The 23,013-nt window shown below is 63.9% G+C and carries 27 protein-coding genes; 13 read left to right on the top strand and 14 right to left on the bottom strand.

Annotation, left to right across the window (positions count from 1 at the left end):
* Positions 1-13 precede the first annotated feature (13 nt).
* Complete coding sequence (locus VRS74_RS06180; protein ID WP_354144372.1) at positions 14-673, top strand: AraC family transcriptional regulator; 660 nt, start codon at positions 14-16, stop codon at positions 671-673.
* 113 nt (positions 674-786) lie between these two features.
* A complete protein-coding gene (locus VRS74_RS06175) occupies positions 787-1,686 on the top strand; it encodes a sterol desaturase family protein (RefSeq protein ID WP_354144371.1) in 900 nt (299 codons plus the stop codon).
* Positions 1,687-1,688: 2 nt separating this feature from the next.
* Here the strand turns inward: VRS74_RS06175 and VRS74_RS06170 are convergent, their stop codons facing one another.
* The 4 genes from VRS74_RS06170 to apaG form a co-directional block, all read right to left on the bottom strand.
* Positions 1,689-1,910 (bottom strand): GNAT family N-acetyltransferase, encoded by a 222-nt coding sequence (locus tag VRS74_RS06170; RefSeq protein ID WP_354144370.1) that lies wholly within the window; start codon positions 1,908-1,910, stop codon positions 1,689-1,691.
* A 41-nt stretch (positions 1,911-1,951) separates the two neighbouring features.
* A complete protein-coding gene (locus VRS74_RS06165; RefSeq protein ID WP_354144369.1) occupies positions 1,952-2,233 on the bottom strand; it encodes a GNAT family N-acetyltransferase in 282 nt (93 codons plus the stop codon).
* Positions 2,233-3,021 carry a LysR family transcriptional regulator gene (locus VRS74_RS06160; RefSeq protein ID WP_354144368.1) on the bottom strand — a complete coding sequence of 263 codons (789 nt, stop codon included), beginning with the start codon at positions 3,019-3,021 and terminating at the stop codon, positions 2,233-2,235. Before VRS74_RS06160 ends, VRS74_RS06165 begins: the two co-directional genes overlap by 1 nt.
* Positions 3,022-3,085: 64 nt before the next feature.
* Positions 3,086-3,484, bottom strand: a complete 399-nt coding sequence (gene apaG, locus VRS74_RS06155) for a Co2+/Mg2+ efflux facilitator ApaG/CorD (RefSeq protein WP_354144367.1) — start codon at positions 3,482-3,484, stop codon at positions 3,086-3,088.
* A 174-nt stretch (positions 3,485-3,658) separates the two neighbouring features.
* On the opposite strand from apaG, the gene VRS74_RS06150 reads away from it, so the two are divergent.
* The gene (locus tag VRS74_RS06150; protein ID WP_354144366.1) at positions 3,659-5,452 is read left to right on the top strand and encodes a hypothetical protein; all 1,794 of its coding nucleotides are present in this window, start codon (positions 3,659-3,661) and stop codon (positions 5,450-5,452) included.
* A 4-nt stretch (positions 5,453-5,456) separates the two neighbouring features.
* Here VRS74_RS06150 and VRS74_RS06145 read toward each other — a convergent pair whose 3' ends face one another.
* The gene (locus VRS74_RS06145; RefSeq protein ID WP_354144365.1) at positions 5,457-6,059 is read right to left on the bottom strand and encodes a 2-hydroxychromene-2-carboxylate isomerase; all 603 of its coding nucleotides are present in this window, start codon (positions 6,057-6,059) and stop codon (positions 5,457-5,459) included.
* Between the two features lie 175 nt (positions 6,060-6,234).
* Between VRS74_RS06145 and VRS74_RS06140 the strand changes: the two genes are divergently transcribed.
* Genes VRS74_RS06140 through VRS74_RS06130 form a run of 3 tightly spaced genes read left to right on the top strand, consistent with a single transcriptional unit; the run spans position 6,235 to position 8,386 of the window.
* Entirely contained in the window at positions 6,235-7,494 is a 1,260-nt protein-coding gene (locus VRS74_RS06140) for a pilus assembly protein TadG-related protein (RefSeq protein WP_354144364.1), read from the top strand.
* A complete protein-coding gene (locus tag VRS74_RS06135; protein ID WP_354144363.1) occupies positions 7,494-7,985 on the top strand; it encodes a TadE/TadG family type IV pilus assembly protein in 492 nt (163 codons plus the stop codon). Before VRS74_RS06140 ends, VRS74_RS06135 begins: the two co-directional genes overlap by 1 nt.
* Complete coding sequence (locus VRS74_RS06130; protein ID WP_354144362.1) at positions 7,982-8,386, top strand: TadE/TadG family type IV pilus assembly protein; 405 nt, start codon at positions 7,982-7,984, stop codon at positions 8,384-8,386. Before VRS74_RS06135 ends, VRS74_RS06130 begins: the two co-directional genes overlap by 4 nt.
* A gap of 33 nt (positions 8,387-8,419) precedes the next feature.
* Here the strand turns inward: VRS74_RS06130 and VRS74_RS06125 are convergent, their stop codons facing one another.
* On the bottom strand, positions 8,420-9,625 hold the full coding sequence (locus VRS74_RS06125; protein ID WP_354144361.1) for a trans-sulfuration enzyme family protein: 1,206 nt from the start codon (positions 9,623-9,625) through the stop codon (positions 8,420-8,422).
* A gap of 101 nt (positions 9,626-9,726) precedes the next feature.
* Here VRS74_RS06125 and VRS74_RS06120 point away from each other — a divergent pair, with 101 nt between their 5' ends.
* The gene (locus VRS74_RS06120; RefSeq protein ID WP_354144360.1) at positions 9,727-11,001 is read left to right on the top strand and encodes a phospholipid carrier-dependent glycosyltransferase; all 1,275 of its coding nucleotides are present in this window, start codon (positions 9,727-9,729) and stop codon (positions 10,999-11,001) included.
* Here VRS74_RS06120 and VRS74_RS06115 read toward each other — a convergent pair.
* From VRS74_RS06115 to VRS74_RS06090, 6 genes are all read right to left on the bottom strand, one after another.
* Positions 10,998-12,101, bottom strand: a complete 1,104-nt coding sequence (locus VRS74_RS06115; protein ID WP_354144359.1) for a glycosyltransferase family 2 protein — start codon at positions 12,099-12,101, stop codon at positions 10,998-11,000. The two genes, VRS74_RS06120 and VRS74_RS06115, sit on opposite strands and share 4 nt — an antisense overlap.
* Before the next feature lies 1 nt (position 12,102).
* A complete protein-coding gene (gene leuB, locus VRS74_RS06110; RefSeq protein ID WP_354144358.1) occupies positions 12,103-13,161 on the bottom strand; it encodes a 3-isopropylmalate dehydrogenase in 1,059 nt (352 codons plus the stop codon).
* Positions 13,162-13,171: 10 nt separating this feature from the next.
* Positions 13,172-13,774: a DNA repair protein RecO gene (recO, locus tag VRS74_RS06105; protein ID WP_354144357.1), complete on the bottom strand. Its 603-nt coding sequence runs from the start codon at positions 13,772-13,774 to the stop codon at positions 13,172-13,174.
* Between the two features lie 12 nt (positions 13,775-13,786).
* Positions 13,787-14,038, bottom strand: coding sequence for an accessory factor UbiK family protein (locus VRS74_RS06100; protein ID WP_354144356.1), 252 nt, complete (start codon positions 14,036-14,038; stop codon positions 13,787-13,789).
* A 154-nt stretch (positions 14,039-14,192) separates the two neighbouring features.
* Complete coding sequence (locus tag VRS74_RS06095) at positions 14,193-14,741, bottom strand: TspO/MBR family protein (RefSeq protein ID WP_354144355.1); 549 nt, start codon at positions 14,739-14,741, stop codon at positions 14,193-14,195.
* A 108-nt stretch (positions 14,742-14,849) separates the two neighbouring features.
* Complete coding sequence (locus VRS74_RS06090) at positions 14,850-15,587, bottom strand: TlyA family RNA methyltransferase (RefSeq protein ID WP_354144354.1); 738 nt, start codon at positions 15,585-15,587, stop codon at positions 14,850-14,852.
* A gap of 51 nt (positions 15,588-15,638) precedes the next feature.
* Here VRS74_RS06090 and VRS74_RS06085 point away from each other — a divergent pair, with 51 nt between their 5' ends.
* The 4 genes from VRS74_RS06085 (at position 15,639) to VRS74_RS06070 (ending at position 19,147) form a co-directional block, all read left to right on the top strand.
* Positions 15,639-16,124: a hypothetical protein gene (locus VRS74_RS06085; protein WP_354144353.1), complete on the top strand. Its 486-nt coding sequence runs from the start codon at positions 15,639-15,641 to the stop codon at positions 16,122-16,124.
* A gap of 370 nt (positions 16,125-16,494) precedes the next feature.
* The gene (locus tag VRS74_RS06080) at positions 16,495-17,574 is read left to right on the top strand and encodes a branched-chain amino acid aminotransferase (protein WP_354144352.1); all 1,080 of its coding nucleotides are present in this window, start codon (positions 16,495-16,497) and stop codon (positions 17,572-17,574) included.
* Between the two features lie 2 nt (positions 17,575-17,576).
* Positions 17,577-18,518, top strand: coding sequence for an oxygen-dependent tRNA uridine(34) hydroxylase TrhO (gene trhO, locus VRS74_RS06075; protein ID WP_354144395.1), 942 nt, complete (start codon positions 17,577-17,579; stop codon positions 18,516-18,518).
* Positions 18,515-19,147 (top strand): glutathione S-transferase, encoded by a 633-nt coding sequence (locus VRS74_RS06070; RefSeq protein WP_354144351.1) that lies wholly within the window; start codon positions 18,515-18,517, stop codon positions 19,145-19,147. The genes trhO and VRS74_RS06070 overlap by 4 nt, the downstream gene beginning before the upstream one ends.
* Here the strand turns inward: VRS74_RS06070 and VRS74_RS06065 are convergent.
* The gene (locus VRS74_RS06065; protein ID WP_354144350.1) at positions 19,144-20,049 is read right to left on the bottom strand and encodes a LysR family transcriptional regulator; all 906 of its coding nucleotides are present in this window, start codon (positions 20,047-20,049) and stop codon (positions 19,144-19,146) included. The genes VRS74_RS06070 and VRS74_RS06065 overlap by 4 nt on opposite strands.
* 104 nt (positions 20,050-20,153) lie before the next feature.
* Between VRS74_RS06065 and VRS74_RS06060 the strand changes: the two genes are divergently transcribed.
* Both VRS74_RS06060 and VRS74_RS06055 read left to right on the top strand, forming a co-directional pair.
* On the top strand, positions 20,154-20,867 hold the full coding sequence (locus VRS74_RS06060; protein ID WP_354144349.1) for a pirin family protein: 714 nt from the start codon (positions 20,154-20,156) through the stop codon (positions 20,865-20,867).
* 84 nt (positions 20,868-20,951) lie between these two features.
* Positions 20,952-21,545: an FMN-dependent NADH-azoreductase gene (locus tag VRS74_RS06055; RefSeq protein ID WP_354144348.1), complete on the top strand. Its 594-nt coding sequence runs from the start codon at positions 20,952-20,954 to the stop codon at positions 21,543-21,545.
* 52 nt (positions 21,546-21,597) lie between these two features.
* Here the strand turns inward: VRS74_RS06055 and VRS74_RS06050 are convergent, their stop codons facing one another.
* A complete protein-coding gene (locus VRS74_RS06050) occupies positions 21,598-22,959 on the bottom strand; it encodes an MFS transporter (RefSeq protein WP_354144347.1) in 1,362 nt (453 codons plus the stop codon).
* Positions 22,960-23,013: the final 54 nt, after the last annotated feature.

Raw genomic sequence — 23,013 nt, 5'->3', positions numbered from 1 at the left:
CGGCCTGGCGCTGGTGGCCGATTTGTTCCGTGTAGCGCTGGCTGGCCGCGATGACGACCTCGTCGAGCGCCGCCGCCCCATTCGCCTCTGGCTGCCGATCCTCGTCGCGGCGCAATCGGGCGGTATCCTGCTCTATGAGGTCATGGCAGGGACTTCGGCGGCACCGCCGACGGTGCAACTGGTCAATGCGTCGCTGATACTGGCGATCGTGCTGTTCGCAGGCTTGGCGCTGTTGCGCACCGACCCCGACCTGCTGGTCGAGACCGAGACCGGCCGCAGCCACACCACGGACCGCGCCGCGCTGTCTCCCAGCGAACAGGTCCTGCACGACAAGCTGCGCGAAAGCATGGATGCGGGATATTATCGCACGCCGGGCCTGACCATCACCGGATTGGCCGAACATCTCGGCGTGCCCGAACATCGCCTGCGCGCGCTGGTCAACCAGCGGCTGGGGCATCGCAATTTTTCCGCTTTCCTCAATCGCCACCGGATCGGCGAAGCCTGCGCAATCCTGGCGGATCGCGACCGCCTCGACCTGCCGGTGCTGACGATTGCGATGGATCTCGGCTACAATTCGCTGGCGACCTTCAACCGCGCCTTCCGCACGGAAACCGGAACGACTCCAACCGATTACCGGCGTGAGCGGCTGGGCGGCACGACCGGTCAAAACTGAAAAAGCGCGGGCAATCCCGAAAACGACCGGCATTTTCCGGAAGCGCGGAGCCTTCCGCGCGGCCTTTCGCGATCTCGTGTCCGGGACATTCCTCTCAATACGAGTGACGACACATGGACAATGCCACTATCCAATACTGGATCGATCGGATCGAGACGCACTTCATCAACGTCTATACTTTCGATCTCGGCCGCTATTTGATCGCCGCCAGCCTCCTCACACTGCTGCTTTGGCTGGCCAAGAGCTGGAGCGACGCACGCCGCATCCAACGCCGCCGGGCGAAGCGCGAAGATTACATCCGCGAGATCGCCTCTTCCTTCCGCACGGTGTTCTTCTTCGCGATCACCGGCCTTTCGACCCTGCTGATGATCGAAGGCGGGATCGTAAAGATGCACCAGGTGCCCTATGGCGTGGGGCTCTTCCTCGTCCAGCTGGTCGCGATCACGTTGGCGCATGAAGCCTATTTCTACTGGATGCACCGCGCGCTGCACCATCGGCGGCTGTTCCGCGCCACGCACCTGCATCACCACAAATCGCGCACCCCAACTCCCTGGGCGACCTACAGATTCTCGATCTGGGAAGGGATTGCCGAAAGCACTTTCATCCCGCTCTACCTGTTCCTGCTCTCACTGGTCGGGATCGCCTATATCGACTTTGCGATCTTCATCTTCCTCGCGTGGATGATCATCCGCAATGTGATCGGCCATTCAGGGGTCGAGCTGCACCCGGCGGGCTGGGTCGACCGCAAATGGCTCGACTGGCTCACCACCACCACGCATCACGACCTGCACCACAGCGAAGGCAACCACAATTTCGGGCTCTATTTCACATGGTGGGACCGCTGGATGGGCACCGAACACCCGCAGTACAAGGAACGCTTCCGGGCGGTGGCCAAGCCGCTGGTGATCTCCCCTCGCCTCGCCGAAAAGCTGAGCGTGGCGGTGATGGCGCTATTCGCCAGCGCGATGACACTCTCTGCCGGGGCGGCATCGATGGGCGCGATCGGGGTTTGACGTTATCGGGCTTGTTCGTGCCATTCGCGCGCGAGCAAGCCCCAGAAATACTCCTCGCACCACCCTTCATGGGTATGCACGCTTTCAAGGTAATGCCCTTCAAGACGGAAGCCGAGTTTCTCAAGCACCCGATTGGAAGCGATATTGCGCGGATCGGTGCTGGCGAAGACGCGGTGATGCCCTTCCACTTCGAACAGCTGCTTTAGCAGGCGGCGCGCATGCATTCCTCGGCGATCCGTTCGCCCTGCAGGTGAATCACGGTAGTTTAGCCCACTTCCGCGATCCGCTCTCCGCGCGGCATGGCGACCACCCGTGCCGCCACTTCGCCGCTTTCGCGGTCGATCGCGCTCCAGCTCCTGCCGTCCCATTCGGTATCGCACAGCCAGTCGGCAAGCGTTTCCGGATCTGTGAAGGCTGGATCGAGCAGGTATCGGCACTGCTCCGGGTCCGACATGGTCGGAAACAGCGCCGGCGTGTCTTCGCGCACAACCGGGCGCAGGATGAAACGCTCGCTCTCGAGCGTCGAGGTAGCTAGTCTTGTTGTCATTATGCGGTCAGATGAGCGACAAGCGCCTTCACTTTCTTCTGGCGCCACTGCGGCAGCGGCGCGACCAACCAATAGCCGCGCCTCGTATCTTCCGGGCCTTCGAGGATTTCGAGCTTGCCTGCGTTTACCGCTTCCTCGACCAGCGGCAATGGCAGTTCGGCCTTTCCCAGCCCGGCGATGGCAGAGCTCAGCGCCTGGCCGGGATTGCCCGTCGTCACGCAGGACTTGGCATTGTCGGGCAGGCTCGATCCTGGCCAGCTGATCCAGCTGTCCTGCCCGCCGGGCGCGGCCACGACAACGCGCTGCGCCGCAGCCAGTTCAACGCCCTCGAGTTCGCCCGGCCCGTCGATCAGCCGCACTGCAAGGTCGAGATTCGCTTCGGTAAAGTCGGCATTCTCGTCAGCCACAATGTGATACTGGATGTCGGGATTGGCCGCCTTGAAGCTCGCCAGCCGCGCGCCGAGCCATTGCGCGTAGAACTCGCGCGGCACGGCGATGGTATAGCGGTCCGAAGCCTGCCCGGCCTGCATCGCCTGCACGCTTTCCTCGAATTTGAGGAAGCCTTCGCGCAGCGCATCGAGCCCCGCGCAGCCTTCCTCGGTCAGTTCGAGCCCCTTGCTGGTGCGGCGGAACAGTACGACGCCCAGGTGATCCTCAAGCGCGCGGATCTGCTGCCCGACCGCCGCCGGCGTCACCGCCAGCTCGTCCGCGGCGCGCGTGAACGAAAGGTGCCGCGCGGCGGCATCATAGACGCGCAAGGCGTTGAGAGGCAGGTGGGTCCGCTTCATGGAACACGGGAATTAGGCGCAGAGGCCCCCGCGCTCAAGTAGCGAAGCGTAAAAGCAAAAAGAATTAGTTCGCCGTGGCGGGCGCCGCCAAGGGGAAGAAGGGGATGCGCACTTCCAGCGGCGTGCCTTCATCGCGGACGAAGGTGTAGAAGCCTTCCATCGAGCCGTGCGGCGTCGCCAGTGGGCATCCCGAGACATAGTCGTGGCTTTCGCCGGGGCGCAGCACCGGCTGTTCGCCCACCACGCCTTCGCCGTCGACATGATTGACCATGCCGCGCCCGTCGGTGATCCGCCAATGCCTTGTGCGGAGTTGCAGCGTCTCGTGGCTGCCGTTCTCGATACGGATATGGTACACCCAAAACCACTTGCCCGCATCGGGCTGCGATTGTTCGGGCAGGAAGTTGACCGCGACCCGCACGGTAACCCCTTCGGTGGTGGCAGCGTGTTGGAACAGCTCTTTCATGACAGGTCGAAGTTAGCGATTGGTTCGCGCTCGGCAAGATGCCGGACGCGGTAATCCACCTCCTTCGCATTCCGGCTTTGCTTGGGATTGCCGCGCAATGGTGTTAAGCTAAGCCATTCAGAAAAGCTGGAACAATGCCGGGTTGCCTCGCGGAACACTGACGGGAGGTCAAAAATGTTCAAGGTGATTGGCTTGCTGGCCGCCCTTCTGACCAGCACCGGGATCGGCAATTTTGCGCTTCAGAGCGAATCGGACTCGGCGGAAGCGACCCGCCTGGCGGCGCTCGATCCGACATTGCCCGGACGCAAGGGATGCAGGGGCATCGACGCGCAAGGGCAAGCGCTCGACCAGCGCCTGCAACTGGCCGCTGGCATGCCGCTGCCGCTCTCGATGCAGGCAGGCGCGCGTTCGCTCCCGCACTATTCCTCGATCCCGACTTCGGACATCACCGCCACCGGCATCAGCGGCGAAGGGCGCGCCTATTTCGACCAGGGCGTCGCCCTGCTCTACGGTTTCAACCATGCCGCCGCGGTGCGATCCTTCCGCAAGGCACGCGCCTTCGAGCCCGAATGCGCCATGTGCTGGTGGGGCGAGGCCTATGCCAACGGCCTCAACATCAATGCGGGCATGAGCGAAGAACAGAACCGCATGGCGATTTTCGCGGCAAAGCAGGCACAGCGCCTGTCTGCCGATGCCAGCGACATGGAAAAGGCGCTGATCGCAGCGCAATTAGCGCGTTTCCCCGATGACCTCGCTGCCGACCGCGCAGCGCTCGAGCGCAATTATTCGGCGATGATGATGAAAGTGGCCGAGCGTTTCCCGCAGAGCAACGACATCGCCGTTCTCGCGGCCGAATCCGCGATGAACACCACGCCATGGGATTATTGGGAACCCGGGAGCAGCCAGCCGCGCGCGCAGATCGGTCCCGCCATCGCGTTGATCGAACGGGTCATGGCCGACAATCCCAAACACCCGCAAGCCTCGCACCTCTACATCCATCTGATGGAGAACAGCCCCGATCCCAAACTGGCGGAAGCCGCCGCGGATCGCCTCGTCGCCAATGCGCCGCCCGCGCTGGGCCATCTGGTCCACATGCCCGGGCACATCTTCTACCGCATCGGGCGATATCTCGACTCGGTTGACGCCAACATCAAGGCCGCGCGCGCGGACGAAGCCTATCTTTCGGTCGCAGGCGACGACGGGCTCTATCGCTACGGATATTACCCGCACAACGTCCATTTCCTGCTCGCCTCCGCACAGATGGTAGGGGACATGCACCGGGTCGTCCACGAGACCGAACGGCTCAAGCGCATCCTCGATGTCGACATCGCGCGCCAACTGCCGTGGGTCCAGGCGATCCATGCTGCACCGCTGTTCGCGATGACCCAATATTCCTCGCCTGAAGCGGTTCTCGCGCTGACGAGCACGCCGAGCAAGCTGGGTTATGTCGAAGCCATGCGGCATTACGCGCGGGCCGTCGCCGATGCGCGCAGCGGGAATGCGGAAGGCTATGCAGCCGAAATCGCGGCGATGGAGCGGCTCAAGTCGGACCCGCAGGTCACGGCGATGGTCGATGCGGGCTTCCCCGCCCCCGATATCGTGCAATTGGCGATCCATGTCGCCAAGGGGCGCAAGGCGCATGCGGATCGAAATTTCGGCGAAGCGATCAAGCAATACCGGCTCGCGCAGGAAATCGAGAAGACAATCCCCTATAACGAGCCGCCTTATTGGTATTACCCGATCGCGCAATCGTTGGGCGCATCGCTCTATGACGCAGGCCAATATCGCGAGGCTTCGGGCGCCTTCCGCGAAGCACTGTTCAAAGCGCCCAACAATGGCTGGGCGCTCTATGGGCTGGCGCAAGCCGAGAAGAAGCTAGGCAACCGGCTAGAGGCGAAAGCGGCAGAAGCGGCGCTGGCCAAGGCCTGGGCAGGCGATCGCGACTGGCTGAGGATGGAGCGGCTCTAGCCTTTCAGCGCGCCAGTTCTTCTTCGATCTGCGCCAGTCGTTCCTTGCCGAAGAACATTTCGTCACCCACGAACATGGTGGGTATGCCGAAGGTGCCGCGATCGACTGCATTCTGGGTATTGTCGATCAGTCCCTGCTTCACCTCGTCGCTCTGCGCCCGTTCGAACAGGTCGCGTGCGTCGAAACCGGCTGCGGTCACCGCCGCGGCCACCGCTTCGGGATCGCTGGCGTCAAGGTCCTGCTCCCAGATCGCTGGTAGCATCGCTTCGACGAATTGCACGCCGCGCCCATCCTGGTCCGCCGCAAAGAGCATCCGTTGCAGCAGGACCGAGTTGAACGGGAACTTCGAATTCATGCGGAACTTGTGGAGCCCGTGCTTGGCGATGAAGCGCCGCATCTCCAGCATCGCATAGGCGTTCTTGCCCTTCACCTCCGCGTCGCGGATCATCGGCGGGGCATTGCCGGTGAGCTTGTGCATCCCGCCGAGGAATACCGGCACGACATCAAGCCCCGCGCCCAGTTCGCGCAACAGGTCGCGCAGCGGCCACCACACCAGATAGGCATTGGGGCTGACGAAATCGAAGATCAGTTCGACGCGTTTGGACATAACAGGCACGCCTCCTTCAGCAACGATGGAGCTTCGCATGACCACGGCGGCGAGAGCAAGCGGGCCTTTCCTGCCTGCCACGGTTAATTTCGCATAAACCCTGAATGGTGGGCAATTCTTAGCCCCGCATCGGGCATGTGTCGCATGGATCGAAAACCGTCAGGGAACAGGCACGATGCTTAAAATGCTCGGAAGGCTGGCAGCGAGGCTGCGCCGCGACCTTCGCGGCAGCGTCCTGATCGTGACGGCGATCGGCGCGGCAACAACTGTGGGCGCCGCCGGGCTTGGCGTGGACACGATCCAGTGGTTCCTTGCCAAGCGCCAGCTGCAACAGGCAGCAGACTCGGGCGCGCTCGCCGGCGCAATGAGCCATTACCGCGGCTTTTCGATTACCGACCCGGTCAGCAACACCGTCGATCGCAACTTTCCCGACGCTGTGACGCTCGAACGTGTCGTCTCTCCCCCGGCAGTGGGTGCCTATGCGGGTGATCCGCGCGCGGTGGAGGTGCTGATCAGCGTCAACCGCAAGCTGCCCTTCTCCAGCATCTTCATGGAGAACACGCCCGTGATCCGCACCCGCGCGGTCGCCACAGCAATGGCGGTGGGCGAGCCTTGCGTGATCGCTACCGCGACAGACGGCATCGGGATCGACGTGTTCGGTAATGCCGATGTCAATCTCGACTGCCCCGTTGCCTCGAATTCGCCCGAGGGCGTGTCGGTCGACGTGGGTGGTACTGCCTATCTCGACACCAACCTGATCATGAGCGTGGGCGGGATCGACTATGGCGCCGGGAACATCCCGAGCACGACGGCTGTCGTGTCCTACGGCCTGCCGGTGGACGATCCGCTCGCCTCGCGCGGGCTGACGACGCCCACTACGCCCGCAGGCTGCACCTTCAACAGTTACAGCGTGACCCCCAGCCAGAATGTCACCATGACGCCCGGGCGCTATTGCAACGGTGCAAGGCTTCAAGGCACCGTCACCATGTCGCCGGGCGTCTACATCATGGATCGCGGCGAATTCAGGGTGAACTCGACCGCGCGGGTGACCGGCCATGGCGTGACGATCATCCTGACCGGCAACACGTCGAGCAACGTGGCGACGCTGAACATCAACGGTAGCGCCTATCTCGACCTGCGCGCACCGACCTCGGCCGAAAACGCGACCTGGGCCGGAATCCTGTTCTTCCAGGACCCGATTGGCGACGAGCCGGCGCATATCATCAACGGTGGCGCCGATGTCGATCTTGAGGGCATCATTTACATGCCGACCGGCAACCTCACCTATAACGGCGGCGCGACGCAAGATGCGCAATGCCTGCTGATCGTCACCGAACGAGTGAACTTCGGCGGGACCAACCGGATCGACAATAATTGCAACGACGAGATCGATGCAAACCTCGGCACGGCCCGCGTAATCCGGGTGGTAGAGTGATGGCTATGCTTGGCCAGATGATCCGTATCACCCGCAAGCTGCGCCGCGACAGCCGCGGCTTCGGCGCGATGGAACTGGCGCTTTCGCTGCCCTTCGTGCTGTTCCTGTGCCTGGGCATGATCGAGGCGTTCGGCTTGGTCGCAACCAAGATCGACTATGAGCGCGCGGCCCAGCGGACGACTGACTATGCCTTTGCGAAGCGCCCCAACACTGCCGACGGCACCTATCTGGTGACGGTCGCCAGGGCTGCTGCAAGCGTGCCCGCCGAAAGCGTCGCCGTGCAAATCTTCCTCGAATGCGATGGTACGCGCCAATCGGACTTCAATTCCAACTGTATGGCCGGTGAGGTGCCCGCGCGCTTTGTAAGCGTCGAGATCCGCCAGGCGCAGGCGACGCGTTTCGATTGGGCGGCGCTGGCCGGAATTTTCGGAGTACGCGGTTTCGCCAGTTCGATCGTTGTTACCGGGGACAGCCTAGTGAGGATCCAATGACCTACTTGCGCCGCATCCTGCGCTCTTCGAGCGCCTCGTCGACAGTCGACTTCGGTTTTGCACTTCCCGTGCTGGTCACGATCATGCTTGGCACCTTGCAACTGGGCCAATATTTCCAGGTGTCTGGCACGCTGCGCCATGCGCTGGGCGAAGGCATTCGCTACGCCAAGGTCTATCCCACCGCGACCCAGGCGCAGGTGACGGACGAAATCAGGGACTCGATGCCTGCCGTCGATCAGGGAAAGATCAGCGCTGTGGTGTTCGTGCGCGGCACTTCAGGCGGGATCGACTGGGCTGCAGCCGCGATCCGCTATCGGCTCGAGCCGTTCATCCCGTTCATCCCGGTTCCGCCGATCACGATCCAGGAAACCAGCGTAGCCTATATTCCCGCTGGCGTCTGAGCTCGCTTCGACCGGCGCTGCCGGTGGGAGAAGCTAGAATCCTGCCGATCTGAGCGCCTGGTCGAGATCCTCGATCAAATCTTGTGGGTCTTCCAGGCCAATATTGATCCGCAGCAGCCCCTCGGTCACGCCCATTTCCGCGCGCGCCTCCTCGCTCATCCCTGCATGGGTGGTGGACGCCGGGTGGCACATCAGGCTGCGAGAATCGCCGATATTGTTCGAGATATCGACCAATTCCAGCGCGTCGAGGATCGCAAAGGCCTTCGCGCGGCTACCCACATCGAAAGCGAAGATCGAGCCTGTCGCGTCCATCTGTTTGAGCGCCAATTCATGGCGCGGATGGCTCGGCAGGCCCGGATGGAGGATGCGGGGAACGCGCGGCTCGATAAAGCGCCCCAATTCGAGCGCGTTCTCGCTTTGCTTGTGCGCCCGCAGGCTCAGCGTTTCGAGCCCCTTGTGCACTACCCATGCATTGAAGGGCGAAATGTTCGGGCCGGTATTGCGCTGGAACGGCAGCAGCACATCGTTGATGAACTCCGCGCTGCCGCAAACGGCACCGGCAAGCACCCTGCCCTGCCCGTCCATCAGCTTGGTGGCGGAATAGGCCACCACGTCCGCACCGAATTCGAGCGGGCGCTGAAGCGCGCTGGTGGCGAAGGCGTTGTCGACAACCGTGGTGATGCCATGCGCGCGGGCGAGGCCGCAGACGAACGCAAGATCGACCACGTCGAGCGTCGGGTTGGCGGGCGTTTCGAAGAAGAAGACCTTGGTGTTGAGGCGGATCGCGGCTTCCCATGCGGCGTTTTCAGTGCTGTCGATCACGCTCACTTCGATGCCGAAGCGCGGGCAAAGGTGGTCGAGCAGCCAGCGGCACGAACCGAATGCAGCGCGCGCGCCGACGACATGGTCGCCGGCCGATAGTTGGCACAACAGTGCTGCGGTCATCGCAGCCATGCCGCTGGCCTGGGCGCGGCAGGCCTCTGCGCCTTCCAGCAGAGCGATGCGTTCTTCCAGCATGGCGACGGTGGGGTTCTGCAGGCGCGAATAGGTCATCCCTTCGGCCTCACCCGCAAAGCGGTCTGCCACCGTTTGCGCATCGTCGTAAGTATAGCCCGAGCTGAGGAACAGCGCCTCGCTCGTCTCGCCATGTTCGCTGCGCCAGGTGCCGCCACGCACCGCGCGGGTGGCGGGGCGCCATTTTCGGGTCACGGCCCGATCCATGCCGGTGGTTTTCTTCATGACTGGCGGGTTAGTCGCCGCAGCCACCATCGCGCAATAGAAAAGCGGGGCAGGCAGCCCCTCCTTGCAGGCGCCAATGCAAGTCGGTAATCGCTGGATTGATGAGCCAGGCTCCTGAACAGCCCCGCGACCCGCTCGGCCTGACCATACTTGTCGCCGTGACTTTCGCCGCGCTCTGCTCGATCCGGCTAACGACGCTCGCCATGCCCTATTTCGACGAGGTGCATTACCTCCCAGCTGCGCGCGAAATGCTGGCCGGCGGCGAATACATCAACCGCGAACACCCGCTGCTGGGCAAGGCGATCCTTGCAGCTGGCATTGCGCTGTTCGGAGATACGCCGTTCGGCTGGCGCATATTCCCCTTGCTGGCTGGTGTGCTGACATTGTTCGCGAGCATGCGCGCGATGTGGCACGCCAGCCAGTCGCGCTTTGCGACCTTCGCCTTCGGCTTCCTCCTCGCCAGCGGCTTCATGCTGCTGGTGCAGGCGCGGATCGCCATGCTCGACATCTTCATGGCCTGCTTCCTTGCGCTCGCCGCATGGCAATTCACCGCCGCCATGCGCAAGCCCGAGCAGGGCCGTTCGCGCCTCGCCGCGACGGGCCTGTTCCTCGGTGCCGCTATGGCCGCCAAATGGAACGCGATCCCGCTTGCCATGCTGCCGGGCATCGCCTTTTTCTTCGCGCGGCTATCGGCAGGACGCCGTCGCCTGTTCACCAGCCGCCGCGGTATTCCGGTGCCGGGCGTTTCGCTGCTGGAAGCGGCGCTGTGGCTCGGCGCGGTGCCGCTGGCGGCCTATGCGCTCAGCTTCTGGCCTGCATTGTTCATGCAGGAAAACCCGCTGACCGGCGGAGGTCTTTTCGCGCTCCATGGCGAAATGCTGGCACTGCAAACCCAAGTGCTCGCGCCGCACAGCTACGAGTCGAACTGGCCCGACTGGGTGCTAAATGCGCGCGCGATCTGGTATTATTACGAGGCCGTCGACGGCATCCAGCGCGGCGTGCTCCTGCTTGGTAACCCTCTCGCCATGCTCCTGGGAATTCCCGCGCTTTTCTGGTGTCTTGCCAGCGGTATTTCAGAGAGAAACTGGGCTCGGACCGGCATGGTGGCGGGCTATCTCGCCAGCCTTGGCCTGTGGTTCGTCGCTGAGAAATCGGTGCAGTTCTACTACCATTATTTCGTGCCGCATTTCTTCCTGCTGGGGGCACTCGCGCTAGCGCTCGACGCGCTCTGGCAAGCCGGGAACCGGCGCGTTCCGATGCTGGTGCTGGGGAGCAGCCTGGCCATCTTCGCGTGGTTCTATCCGATCCTCACCGCAGCAAGGCTGGCAAGCCCGCAAAGCTTCCTCGACTACGCTTGGCTCAATGGATGGCGTTAATACCGGCCCCAGACGAAGCGGCTCGATAGCGCATAGTTCCAGACCGAACCGACCAATATCCCCGCCAGCGCCGCGAGGAACCACACCAGCCCCTGCATCTGCAGCAATGTCGCCACCGCCACATTGGCAAAACCGCCCACCGCACAGGTAAGGCAGAAGCCGACCCACCCCTTGAAAAGCGCAGCCCCGCCCTTAAGCCGCTGGTCGCGATAGGTCAGCCAGTTGTTGAGAAAGAAGTTGAAGCTTATCGCGCTGAGCACGGCGAGCGCCTGCCCGACGGCAAAACCCTTGCCGAAGGCAAACAGCAAAAGGCTCAGGACGGCCATATGCACCAATACGCCCAGCGCACCCACAGTGCCGAACAGCGCGAAGCGGGTGGGAATCACCTTGCCGAACACCTTGTCATACATCCCGGCGAGGAAATCGAAGGCGATGGCGCGGTCGAGCTTGCTTTCGCCTTCGCGCCGCGCCGCGAAGTATAGCGGGAACTCCCGCACCTGCAGCGGGCGATCCGAACTCGCCAGCAGGTCGAGCAATATCTTGAAGCCGATGCCTGACAGGCGCGGCACCAGCGCGCGCGCCAGATCGCTCGAAAGCAGGAAATATCCGCTCATCGGATCGCTCAGTTCGACGCCGGTAAGCTTGCGCGCCAAAGCATTGGCGGCCTGGGACAACCGCTCGCGTTCGGGATTGTCCCAGCTGGCAGTGCTGGCACCGTCTGCAAATCGCGAAGCAACCGCAACGTCGGCTTCGCCTGCACGCACGGACGCCAGCATCTGCGGCAACAGCGCCGGATCGTGCTGGTGGTCGGCGTCCATCACCGCGACATAGGTCGCGGCGGTCGCACAAAAGCCCTCGATCGCTGCACTGGCGAGTCCCTTGCGCCCGATCCGCTGGATCACGCGGACGCGCAGGTCCTGCCGCGCGAGCGCGCGCGCTTCGTCGGCCGTGCCATCGGCGGAATTGTCATCGACGACGAGCACTTCCCAACCGGTGTCGCCCAGCGCCGCGGCCACGCGTTCGATCAGCGGAGCAAGATTGCCGCGCTCGTTCAGAGTGGGCAGGATGATCGCGAGTTCGAGTTGTCCCGCGCGCGTCACGTCAAAGCCGCTCGCAGACGGCCTCGCCGATCGCCGCGCAGCCGAGCGTGCCGCCCAAGTCCCCGCCGCGCACGCCGTCCTTCAGCGCGCTGGCGACAGCATTCTCGATCCGTGCCGCTTCGGCTTCGAGCCCGAAGCTGTGGCGCAGCATCATCGCAGCCGAAAGGATCGTCGCCATCGGATTGGCCTTGCCCTGCCCGGCAATATCGGGCGCGCTACCGTGGATCGGCTCGTACAGCCCGAAGGTTCCGTAATCGGTCTGCCTTTCGCCGAGCGAAGCGCTGGCGAGCAGCCCGATCGAGCCGACGCACATGCTTGCCTGGTCAGACAGGATGTCGCCGAAAAGATTGCCGGTCAGCACCACGTCGAATGCCCCGGGCGCCTTCACCAGCTGCATCGCGGCATTGTCGACATACATGTGCTCAAGCGCGACATCGGGATATTCGGCAGCGACTTCCTCGACCACTTCGCGCCAGAGGCGGCTGGTCTCGAGCACATTAGCCTTGTCGACACTGGTGACGCGATTGCCACGCGTCTGCGCGGTGCGGAAGGCGACATGCGCGATCCGGCGCACTTCGTCCTCGGCATAGGCCATGCGATCCCAGCCCTCGCGCCGCCCGTCGGGCAGCACATGGCGCGCCTTGTCGCCAAAATAGACGTCGCCGGTCAGCTCACGCACGATCACCAGATCGATCTCGCGCGCGATCTCGGGGCGCAGCGCGCTCAGTTCCTCAAGCCCGTCAAAGCCCTTTGCCGGGCGAAGGTTGGCAAACAGGTCCAGTTCCTTGCGCAACCCCAGCACCGCCTGTTCGGGGCGCAAGTGCCGGTCCAGATTGTCGCAAGCGGGATCGCCCACCGCGCCGAACAGAACCGCATCGGCTTCGCGCGCCATCGCCAGGGTCTCGGGCGGAAGCGGGTGGCCGTGCTTGCGGTATCCCGCCGCGCCGACATCGCCTTCGAGCAGCGTCAGCCCCGGCAATTGCAGCGCATCGAGCACGCGCAGCGCCTCTTGCGTCACTTCGGGGCCGATCCCGTCACCGGGCAGGACTGCAATCTTCATCGGGGCGCCTTCATGTCAGCATCCGCGCAAGCCGTTCGCGCAGCAGGTGCCGGGCCGCCATAACATCGCCGCGCCGGTCGGCAAGCAGGTAGCGCGCAAGAGGTCCTTCCAGCCGGTCAAACGCAGCTAACAGCCCGGCGAGCTCGTCTCCCGTCTCGGGCCGTTCGCCGCCATAGCCGAGCTCGCGCAGCAGCAGCGTCTCATAGGCGATCATCGCCGGCAGCCAGCCGCGCGCCGAAGGGGCCTGGCACACCGCCGAAAGCAGGGCGTCGAGCGCCGAGAACAGCGAAGGATATGGGTTGCGTTCAGGCAGAGCGGTGGCGGTGAGCGCGCAGGCCCAGCCGATCGCCGCCGCCGGAAGCGGCTCGGTCAGCCACGGCCCGCGGCTTTCGGTGAGTTCGAGCTTGGCGAAAGGAAGCTGGCTGTCCGACTTGCTGCGCAGCTCGGCCTCGATGCGGTTTCCGGGGATCATCACCGGCCGCAGCTGCCGCCCGCGCCCGCCCGCGATATAGGCCGCAACCACGCCGAATTCCTCGGTCAGCAGCCGCGCAATCGCGGCGGTTTCGCCATGGTGGCGCGAAGCGATGAGGATGGCGGGCGCGCGCAGGTTCATTGCGCGGCCGGATTACTTGCCCGCGAGCTTGGCTTCCAGCGCTTCGATCCGCGCCTTGAGCGCGTCGTTTTCTTCGCGGGCCCTCTGCGCCATCAGCTTGACGGTGTCGAATTCCTCACGCGAGACGAAGTCCATGCCGCCGAACGCTTCTTTCAGTCGCTCGCGCGCGCTTTCGCGCGCTTCGCGCGTCATCCCGGCGAATGTGCCCGCGGCACTGTTCGCAAGCTTCACGAAATCGGCGATCATGGGGTTCTGGCTTTGCATGGCCGCTATCTGGCCCCGAAGCCCCGCGATGACAAGCGGAGAATCGGTCGCCGATAGGCGACCGCAAGCGCGACCGCGCGCCCGCAGCGCCGCGAGCTTGGCTCGCTAGGCGCGAGGAAATCGCACACCCGGATGGGTGTGCGGAGAACGAAAGCTAAAGCTGGTATCGCTGGGTCGAGGCCGAGGGCACATCCTGACCGCCATCGGGATTGAGCCGCTGGAACTCATAATTGAGCACAGTCGCGAAACCCACCCAGGCGAGATAGGGCAACAACAGCTGCGCCGCCGAGTGGCGCACGCGCCAGAAAGCCGCGATCACCAGCAGCAGGGTGAAATCGACCAGCCCCAGCACCATCAGCCCGCCTTCGATGTTCTGGTTGCCGAAGAACACCGGCGCCCACGCGAGGTTGCAGAGGAAATGCACCACGAACAGCCCGATCGCGAGGCCGCGCCCGCGTGCGCCCCAGGAGCTGCACACAAGCGCCAGGGAAAAGCCGATCATCACGTAGAGGATCGTCCACACGATCCCGAATGCGGCCGGCGGCGGATAGATCGAAGGCTTTACGAGGCTCTGGAACCACAACGTATTGGGGCTGCCCGCCTGCCCGGCGATAAAGCCCAGCAGCACCACCAACGGCACGGTGAACAGCGCCCAGCGGATCAGGCTGGCGCGCAGCTGGCTGCGTGACGCGATGACGTTCATGCTTCCCCCGTGCTGATTCGATGCCAAATCATGGCCGGGCGATACACGCTGCGCAACCGGCGGTAAAATCTCTGTGCCAGAGCGGGATGGGTTGCATCATGCGCGCGTTCAGCCGCGCCGGGCGCAAATCAGGAACTCGACATTGCCCTGCGGCCCGGTGATCGGGCTCTCGACGATCCCTTCGACCGCCCAACCTGCGCCTTCGAGCCAGTCGCGCACTTCGCCGCACACTCGCTCGTGAAGCGCCGGGTCGCGCACGACCCCGCCTTTGCCCACTTCCTCGCGCCCCACTTCGAATTGCGGCTTGATCAGCGCCACCAGCGTGCAAGGGGTTGCGGCCAGCTCCAGCGGGCGCTCGAGGACCTTTGCGAGGCTGATGAAGCTGGCGTCGCACACCACCCAATTGCACGGCCGATCGATCAGCTCCGGAGTAAGCACGCGCGCGCTGGTCTGCTCAAGCACGGTGACGCGCGGATCCTGCCGCAGCTTCCAGGCCAGCTGGTTGGTGCCGCTGTCGACCGCGAAGACATGCTCCGCCCCGCCTTGCAGCAGCACATCGGTGAAGCCGCCGGTGGAACTGCCGATGTCCATCGCCACCGCGCCCGCCGGATCGAGCCCGAAATGCTCGATCGCATGCGCCAGCTTGATTCCGCCACGGCTGACCCACGGATGGTCGCGCCCGCGCACATCCAGCGGTGTGTCCGCTGGAACCTGCTGCCCGGGCTTGGCGATCTTGGTCTCGCCGCTGAACACCAGCCCCGCCATCACCAGCGCCTGCGCGCGCGCACGGCTTTCGGCGAGCCCGCGCTCGACAAGCAACTGATCGATCCGGCGTTTTCCGCTCATGGTGCAGCCTTGGTCATGGACGCGAAAGGCGTTAGCGCGCATTGTGGCGACATGAAACCGATCTATTTCCTGATGGCTGCGGCAATCGCGGCGACGAGTGCCTTGGCGGCGGGCGTAGCGAGTGCGCAACAGCCCGCCGATGACGACGCGAACTGGCTCGACGCACCGCAAACGCCGGGCGACTGGAGCTATCGCGCCATTGCCGGCGGCACGCAGGCGACCTTTGCCGCTGGCACCGCGAGCGAGTTCATCATGCAATGCCAGTTGCAGCCGCGCGCGATCGTGCTGGCGCGGCCCGGCCATTCGGATACCGACCTGCTGGTGCGGGTGCGCACCGAAACGCAGGACCGCATCCTGCAGGCGAAGCCCTCGACAGCGGGCGCGCCGCAAGTGACGGTGCAATTGCCGGTAAGGGATTCGCTGCTCGATGCCATGGCGATCACTAAAGGCCGCTTCGCGATCGAAGTCGAAGGGATGGCGCCGCTCTATATTCCGGCCTGGGCCGAAGTAACCCGCGTGATCGAGGATTGTAGGTGAAAAAATGGCGCCTCACGGGCGCCACGCAACAGCGCATCATTCTGACGTGGGAAAACTTTTTTACAAGCCTTGTTTTCATGATTCGCATGACTCAAATTGTACCTCGAGGCCAGCGGCGAACGCGGTCCTCGGCCCCCGGTGAAACGGTGCGGGTCTTGGCTCAAAAGCGCGAAAGGAGGTGATCCGATGTCTCATGGTTCAGCAGAGAGGTCGGCAAGTTTCCGCGCGAGGCACTATCGGTAAGCTATTATCGCTAGAGGCTTCGTGAGCGGCACTTCCCGCCGCTGACCATGAAAGGGCGATCCTCCGACGGGCTGGATCGCCCTTTTCATATCTTGCCCTCGTCCATTGCTGGCATTACCCGCGAACTATGGACTTTACGCGCATCCTGCACCCCGCCCCCATGCCCGCCGCCGAGCGCGACGCGGCGCTCGCCAATCCCGGCTTCGGCACGCTGTTTTCCGATCACATGGTCACGATCGACTATGACGAAGCGAAAGGCGGCTGGCACAATGCCGTCGTGGGCCCGCGCGGACCGCTCAGCCTCGATCCTTCGGCAGCCGTGCTGCACTATGCGCAGGAAATCTTCGAAGGGCTGAAGGCCTACAAGCAGGTCGACGGATCGACCGCGCTGTTCCGGCCCGATGCCAATGCGCGCCGCTTCAACGCCTCGGCTGACCGGCTCGCCATGCCGCACCTGCCCGAGGAAACCTTTCTCGAATCGATCCGCCAGCTGGTTGCGGCAGACCGGGACTGGTTCCCCAGCGTCGAAGGCGGATCGCTTTACCTGCGCCCCTTCATGATCGCGACCGAGGCCTTCCTGGGCGTGCGCCCCGCCAGGCAATACAAGTTCATCGTGATCGCGAGCCCTGCAGGCAGCTATTTCAAGGGCGGCCCCAAGCCGGTCAGCATCTGGATTTCGGACTATACCCGCGCCGCGCCCGGCGGCACCGGCGCGGCCAAGTGCGGCGGCAATTATGCCGCCAGTCTCGTGCCCACAGGCGAAGCATTTGCGAGAGGCCATGACCAGGTGCTGTTCCTCGATGCGGTCGAACGCAAATGGGTCGAGGAACTGGGCGGGATGAACCTGTTCTTCGTGTTCGATGACGGGCGGGTGATCACTCCGCCGCTGACCGGCACCATCCTACCCGGCATCACGCGCGACAGCCTGATCCAGTTGCTGCGCGAGGAAGGGCTGACGGTCGAAGAAGGCATGTATTCGATCGACCAGTGGCGCGAGGACGCCGCCAGCGGCAAATTGCTCGAAACGCTTGCCTGCGGCACCGCGGCGGTCGTCACTCCGGTCGGCAAGGTCGCCGGGCCGGACGGCGAGTTCGAGATCGGCAGCGGCGGCCCGGGCCAGATCACGATGAAGATCCGCGAGAAGCTGGTCGGCATCCAGAAGGGCGAAGTTGCAGACACCCATGGCTGGGTGATGAAGCTGGGGTGAGCATGTCGGGCCAATTGCCCATCACCGTCGCCGCGCTCTACCAGTTCACCCGGTTCGACGATCCGGCTGCGCTGCGCGAGCCCCTGCTCGCGCTGTGCGAGGAGGTCGGCATCAAGGGCACGCTGCTGCTCGCCAAAGAGGGCATCAACGGCACGGTGGCGGGCAGCGAGAACGCCATCCGGCAGGTGTTGGCGCATATCCGCGCCCTGCCCGGCTGCACCAGCCTCGACGTGAAGTTTTCGCATGCCGCCGAAATGCCGTTCCACCGCATGAAAGTTCGGCTGAAGCGCGAAATCGTGACCATGGGCGAGCCCGATATCGATCCCACCTTGAGCGTCGGCCATTATGTCGACCCGCAGGACTGGAACGCGCTGATTTCTGACCCCGACACGATCGTGATCGACACGCGCAACGACTATGAGGTCGCTTGCGGCACATTTCGCGGCGCGATCGATCCGCGCACCGCCAGCTTCCGCGAATTTCCCGAATGGTTCCGCCAGCACCGTGACGATCTGCTCGAAGGCCGCAAGAAGGTCGCCATGTTCTGCACCGGCGGGATCCGCTGCGAGAAATCGACCAGCTTCCTGCGCGCCGAGGGGATCGACGAAGTCTATCACCTCAAGGGAGGCATTCTCAAATATCTCGAGCAAGTCCCTGAAGAAACGTCGCTTTGGGACGGAGAATGTTTCGTATTTGACGAGCGCGTGACGGTGAAACACGGGCTGGAAGTCGGCGCATACGGCCTGTGCCGTGCCTGCCGCCGCCCGGTCAGCGAAGCCGACCAGCAATCGCCGCACTATGTCGAAGGCGTCAGCTGCCCGCACTGCATCGACGAACGCGACGAGGAACAACGCGCCCGCTACGCCGAACGGCAGCGGCAGGAAGAGCTCGCCCGCCAGCGCGGCTTGAGCCATGTCGGGGCCGAGTTCTCGCACGAGGAATGAGCCGACACCCGGTCCTTTATTCCTTCCGCCGCTGCCCCTATGCGATGCGCGCGCGCATGGCCTTGTGGATCGCGAGCGTCAGCGTCGAGCTGCGCGAAGTGAAGCTCTCCAGCAAGCCGCCCGAATTGGTCGAAGCTTCGCCCAAAGCGACCGTGCCGGTGTTGGTTCTGCCAGATGGCACCGTTCTGGACGAAAGCATCGAGATCATGCGCTGGGCATTGGCGCAGAACGATCCCGAAAGTTGGCTGACGGGCGATGATCGAGATCTGCTCGCCACGATCGAAGAGCCGTTCAAGCACCACCTCGACCGCTACAAATATCCCACGCGTTACGAAGATTGCGATCCGGATCAGCATCGCGCAGCGGGTTACGAGATTTTGCGCGAACTTGATGCGCGGCTGGCTGACCAGCCCCAGCTATGCGGCGATACCCGCACCTTCGCCGATATTGCCAGCTTCCCGTTCGTTCGCCAGTTCGCCAATCACGATCGCGAATGGTTCGACGCGCAGCCGATCCCGCATCTTCAGGAATGGCTGGAACGCCACCTCGCCTCCGACCTTTTCGCCAACGTGATGCCCAAGTTCGCGCCCTGGAAAGCAGGCGACGAAGAGTCGATCTTCGGTCCTTAGTTGCCGGGACAAAGCGCGAGCCGATCGCGCAGCGCGTCGATCAGCCAGCTGGTCGCCGGGCCCGGGCGGGCATCGCGGCGCCAGGTCGCGCTGAGCGTGTAGGATGCGCCCGGTTTCTCGGGCAGGTCGAGTTCGACGAGCCGGCCCGCCGCAATATCCTCGCGCACAAGATGGCGCGGCATATTGCCCCAGCCGATCCCTTCCTTGAGCAGCGAGTGCTTCGCACCAAGGTCCGCCAGCCGCCAGGTCTGCGGGCTGAGAACAGAAAATTCGCGCCCTTCGGTCAAGCGCGAGCGGTCCGACAGCACCAGCTGCAGGTGATGGCGTGTATCGCCCGGAGCGATGGTGCCTGCTGCCAGCGGATGGTCGGGCGCGGCGACCGGCACCAGCTCGATCTCGCCGATCGCCTGGTGCTCCAACGCGGGATGCGCGGCCACGACTGGCCCTGCCACCGCCAGGTGCGCTTCGCCATCGAGAAGGCAGGCGGTGACTGCGCCCAGCGCCTCGATGTTGAGCCGCAGCGCTACAGTCGGGAACATGCGGCGGAATTCGCGCAGCACCGGCGCAGTGACGTCGCCCGGCACCATTACGTCGAGCACAAGCGAAACGTCGCTCTCCAGCCCGGCGTGCAGGCTGCGCGTCTTGGCCAGCATGGCGTCGGACGCTTCGGCGATTGCGCGCGCCTCCGCCAGCAGCCCCCGCCCCGCTTCGGTCAGCACCGGCTTGCGCGATCCCTCGCGCGCGAACAGCTTGACGCCCAACTGCGCTTCCATCTGCTGGATGCCATAGCTGATCGCCGAAACGGCGCGCCCCATGCGCCGCGCGGCGCCGCCGAAACTGCCTTCCTCCTCCACGCTGAGGAAGATGCGCAACTGGTCGAGGCTCGGCTCTCCAAGTTTCATTGTTCAAATTTTCCGAACATTTCGATGTGTTTTATCGCTGTTTTCAGGACAGGCAGCAAGAACTATCTCGGCTCCACAACGTTACTCCAACGAGGAGATGTCACATGATCGAACTTCGACCCTATGAAACGCTCGGCGCAGCGAACCACGGCTGGCTTGATGCGCGGCATCACTTTTCCTTTGCGGGCTATCACGATCCCGCGCGGGTCCACTGGGGCGCATTGCGTGTGTGGAACGATGACAGGATCGCTCCCAAGAGCGGTTTCCCCACTCATCCGCATAATGACATGGAAATCATCACCTATGTCCGCACCGGCGCGATCACCCACCGCGACAGCATGGGCAATGAAGGCCGCACCGAAGCGGGAGACGTTCAGGTGATGAGCGCAGGGCGCGGGGTGCAGCATTCCGAGTTCAACCTCGAGGATGAGGAAACCACGCTGTTCCAGATCTGGATCATCCCCGACGAGCGCGGCGGCAATCCCGGCTGGGGCGCACGCAAGTTTCCCAAGGGCGACCGCGCTGGTGCCTTCGTGCCGCTCGCCAGCAGCGCGTCCAACGATGACGATGCCGCGGCGGGAGCGCTGCCGATCCGTACCGACGCCCGCGTGCTCGGCGCGACGGTGAAGGCGGGTGAAAGCGTAGCCTACGTCCCGCGCGATCCCTCGCGGCACCTCTACCTCGTTCCCGCGACGGGCCGAGTGAAGGTCGAGGATGTAGAAGCCAAGGCGCGCGACGGCATCGCCATCACCCAGCAGGACAGCATTACCATCACCGCGCTCGAAGACGCCGAGCTCGTCCTGGTAGACGCGGCCTAACTACCACTACCCCTCGCCGCTCCCCTCCAACCCCTCCCCCCTCGGGAGGGAGCGGCACCCCCTTGCCAAAAAAGGAGACCACCAATGTCCACTATCCTCCACATCACCGCTTCGATCCGCAGCGGGGAATCTGTCTCGCGTGACCTGAGCAGCCGCCTGGTCCGCTCGATTGCCGAGCGCGACGGGGCCGAAGTGATCAGCCGCGACCTTTCCGCCAACGACCTGCCCTTCATCTCGGCAGAACGGTTTGGCGCGAACCTGACGCCCGCCGATGCGCGCACCCCCGAACAGCGGGAACTGGCCGCGATCGCGGACACGCTGATAGCAGAATTGCAGGCAGCCGATACGATCGTGATCGGCGTTCCGATCTACAATTTCGGCGCCCCCTCCACCCTCAAGGCATGGGCCGATCTGGTGGCGCGTGCAGGCACGACCTTCCAATACACTCCCAACGGCCCTGAAGGCCTGCTCAAGGGCAAGAAGGCCTATCTCGCCATCGCTTCGGGCGGCACACCGGTGGGCAGCGATTTCGACTTCATGACGCCTTGGCTCAAGTTCTTCCTCGGTTTCCTCGGCATCGAAGTGGTCGCGCATGTCGCGGCTGACGGAATCATGGGTGAAGGCGGCGAGGAAAAGATCGCGCAGGCGCAGGAAACCGCGCTCAAGCTTGCAGCCTGAATTCGCCATTGAACAGATGGAGCCGGGGCCAGTACGCCCCGGCTCTTTCGCGTCAGTCGATGCGCGGCTTCAGCCGGTCGTCATGCGGCAGTTGCTCGGCCTTGGCAGCCAGTGCGGCATAGAATTCAGGGCGGCGCGGGTATCTTGCGAACAGCAGCAGCGTCAGCGCCACCGCCATGCCCGCTCCCACCACCAGGAAGATCGAAGGCAGGCCGCCAAAGCTGTCGACCCGGCTCAGCGCGAAGGCGCCAATGCTGATCCCGAAGTTGGAAATCGCCATGTAGATAGTGAACTGGGTGGCAGCCACGCGCGGGTCGCACAGCCGCATGGAGATCGGCAGGCACGAAACCGTCAGCAGCAGGTCGAGCGAGATCCAGGCATAGACGAAGGCCATGAAGACCAGCTCGTTGTTCCATTCGGAGACCGAGAAATACATGGTGGTGCACATCGCCAGTTGGACGATCAGCCAACCGATCGAGGTGCGCTTCGCGCCATACCTGTCGCCCAGCCAGCCCCCCAGCGTCAGGCACAATATGCCCGCCACCAGCCCGGCCGCCGCGGTCAGCGAGGAAATCTCTGTTTCGTTCCAGCCCAGATAGTTCGAGCCGATCAACGGGGTCGCCCCGGTTAGCCCGCCATAGAGCAACCCGCGCCCCATCAGCACCGGCGCCCATAGCACGCTGGGCATCTTGAACAACGAGCTGAGCGTGCTCTTGAGAATCGGCCACCACGCGCCAACCTGCATTTCGAGATTGCGCGGGTGCGCCGTGCCTTGCTGCCATGGCAGTTTGCGCTCTCCCTCGCGCTCGTTGAAGGCGAGGATGTAGAGGCACAGCAGCAGGATCAATCCGGCCACGATGGCATAGGCCGCCGGCGCGCCATATGCGCCGATCACCGCCCCCGTAAGCGCCGTCGCCACGGCAATGCCGATCGATTGCCCGCCAAACATCATCCCGCTGCCGCGCGCGCGTTCGTCTTCCTCCATGATATCGACCGCCAGCCCGTCTACCGCCACATCCTGGAAAGTGGTCGCCATATTGACCACGAAGCCGATCGCGCCGAGCACAGCGACGTCGCCGACCCCCGGATCGAGCAAGATCGCAGCGCAGAGCGCGGCGATCATCACCGTTTGCGCGCCGAGCAGCCATATCCGCCGCCGCCCCATCGGCAGGAAGGTGTAGCGGTCCATGAAGAAGCCGTTGACGAATTTGAGCGACCAAGGGAGCGCGGTGAGCGCCACCACCGACCCGACATCCTTTGCGGAGGCGCCATTGGCGGCCATCCAGGCTGGTATGGCGAACCAGAACAGCCCGATCGGCAGGCCTTGTCCGACATAGAGAATGAACAGCGTGAACAGGCGCAGCCGCCTGCTATGCGAAAGGATAAGCCCGTTCTGCGATGAAATGGTCACCATCAGTCCCCGTGGCCCGACAGTGTCGGGCATGCGAGCGACCGCTTGGAGGCCAAG

Source organism: Altererythrobacter litoralis (assembly GCF_036324225.1).
Taxonomy (GTDB): Bacteria; Pseudomonadota; Alphaproteobacteria; order Sphingomonadales; family Sphingomonadaceae; genus Erythrobacter; species Erythrobacter litoralis_A.
The sequence above is the reverse complement of the archived record's forward strand: the minus strand, read 5'-3'. Positions and strand labels throughout refer to the sequence as shown.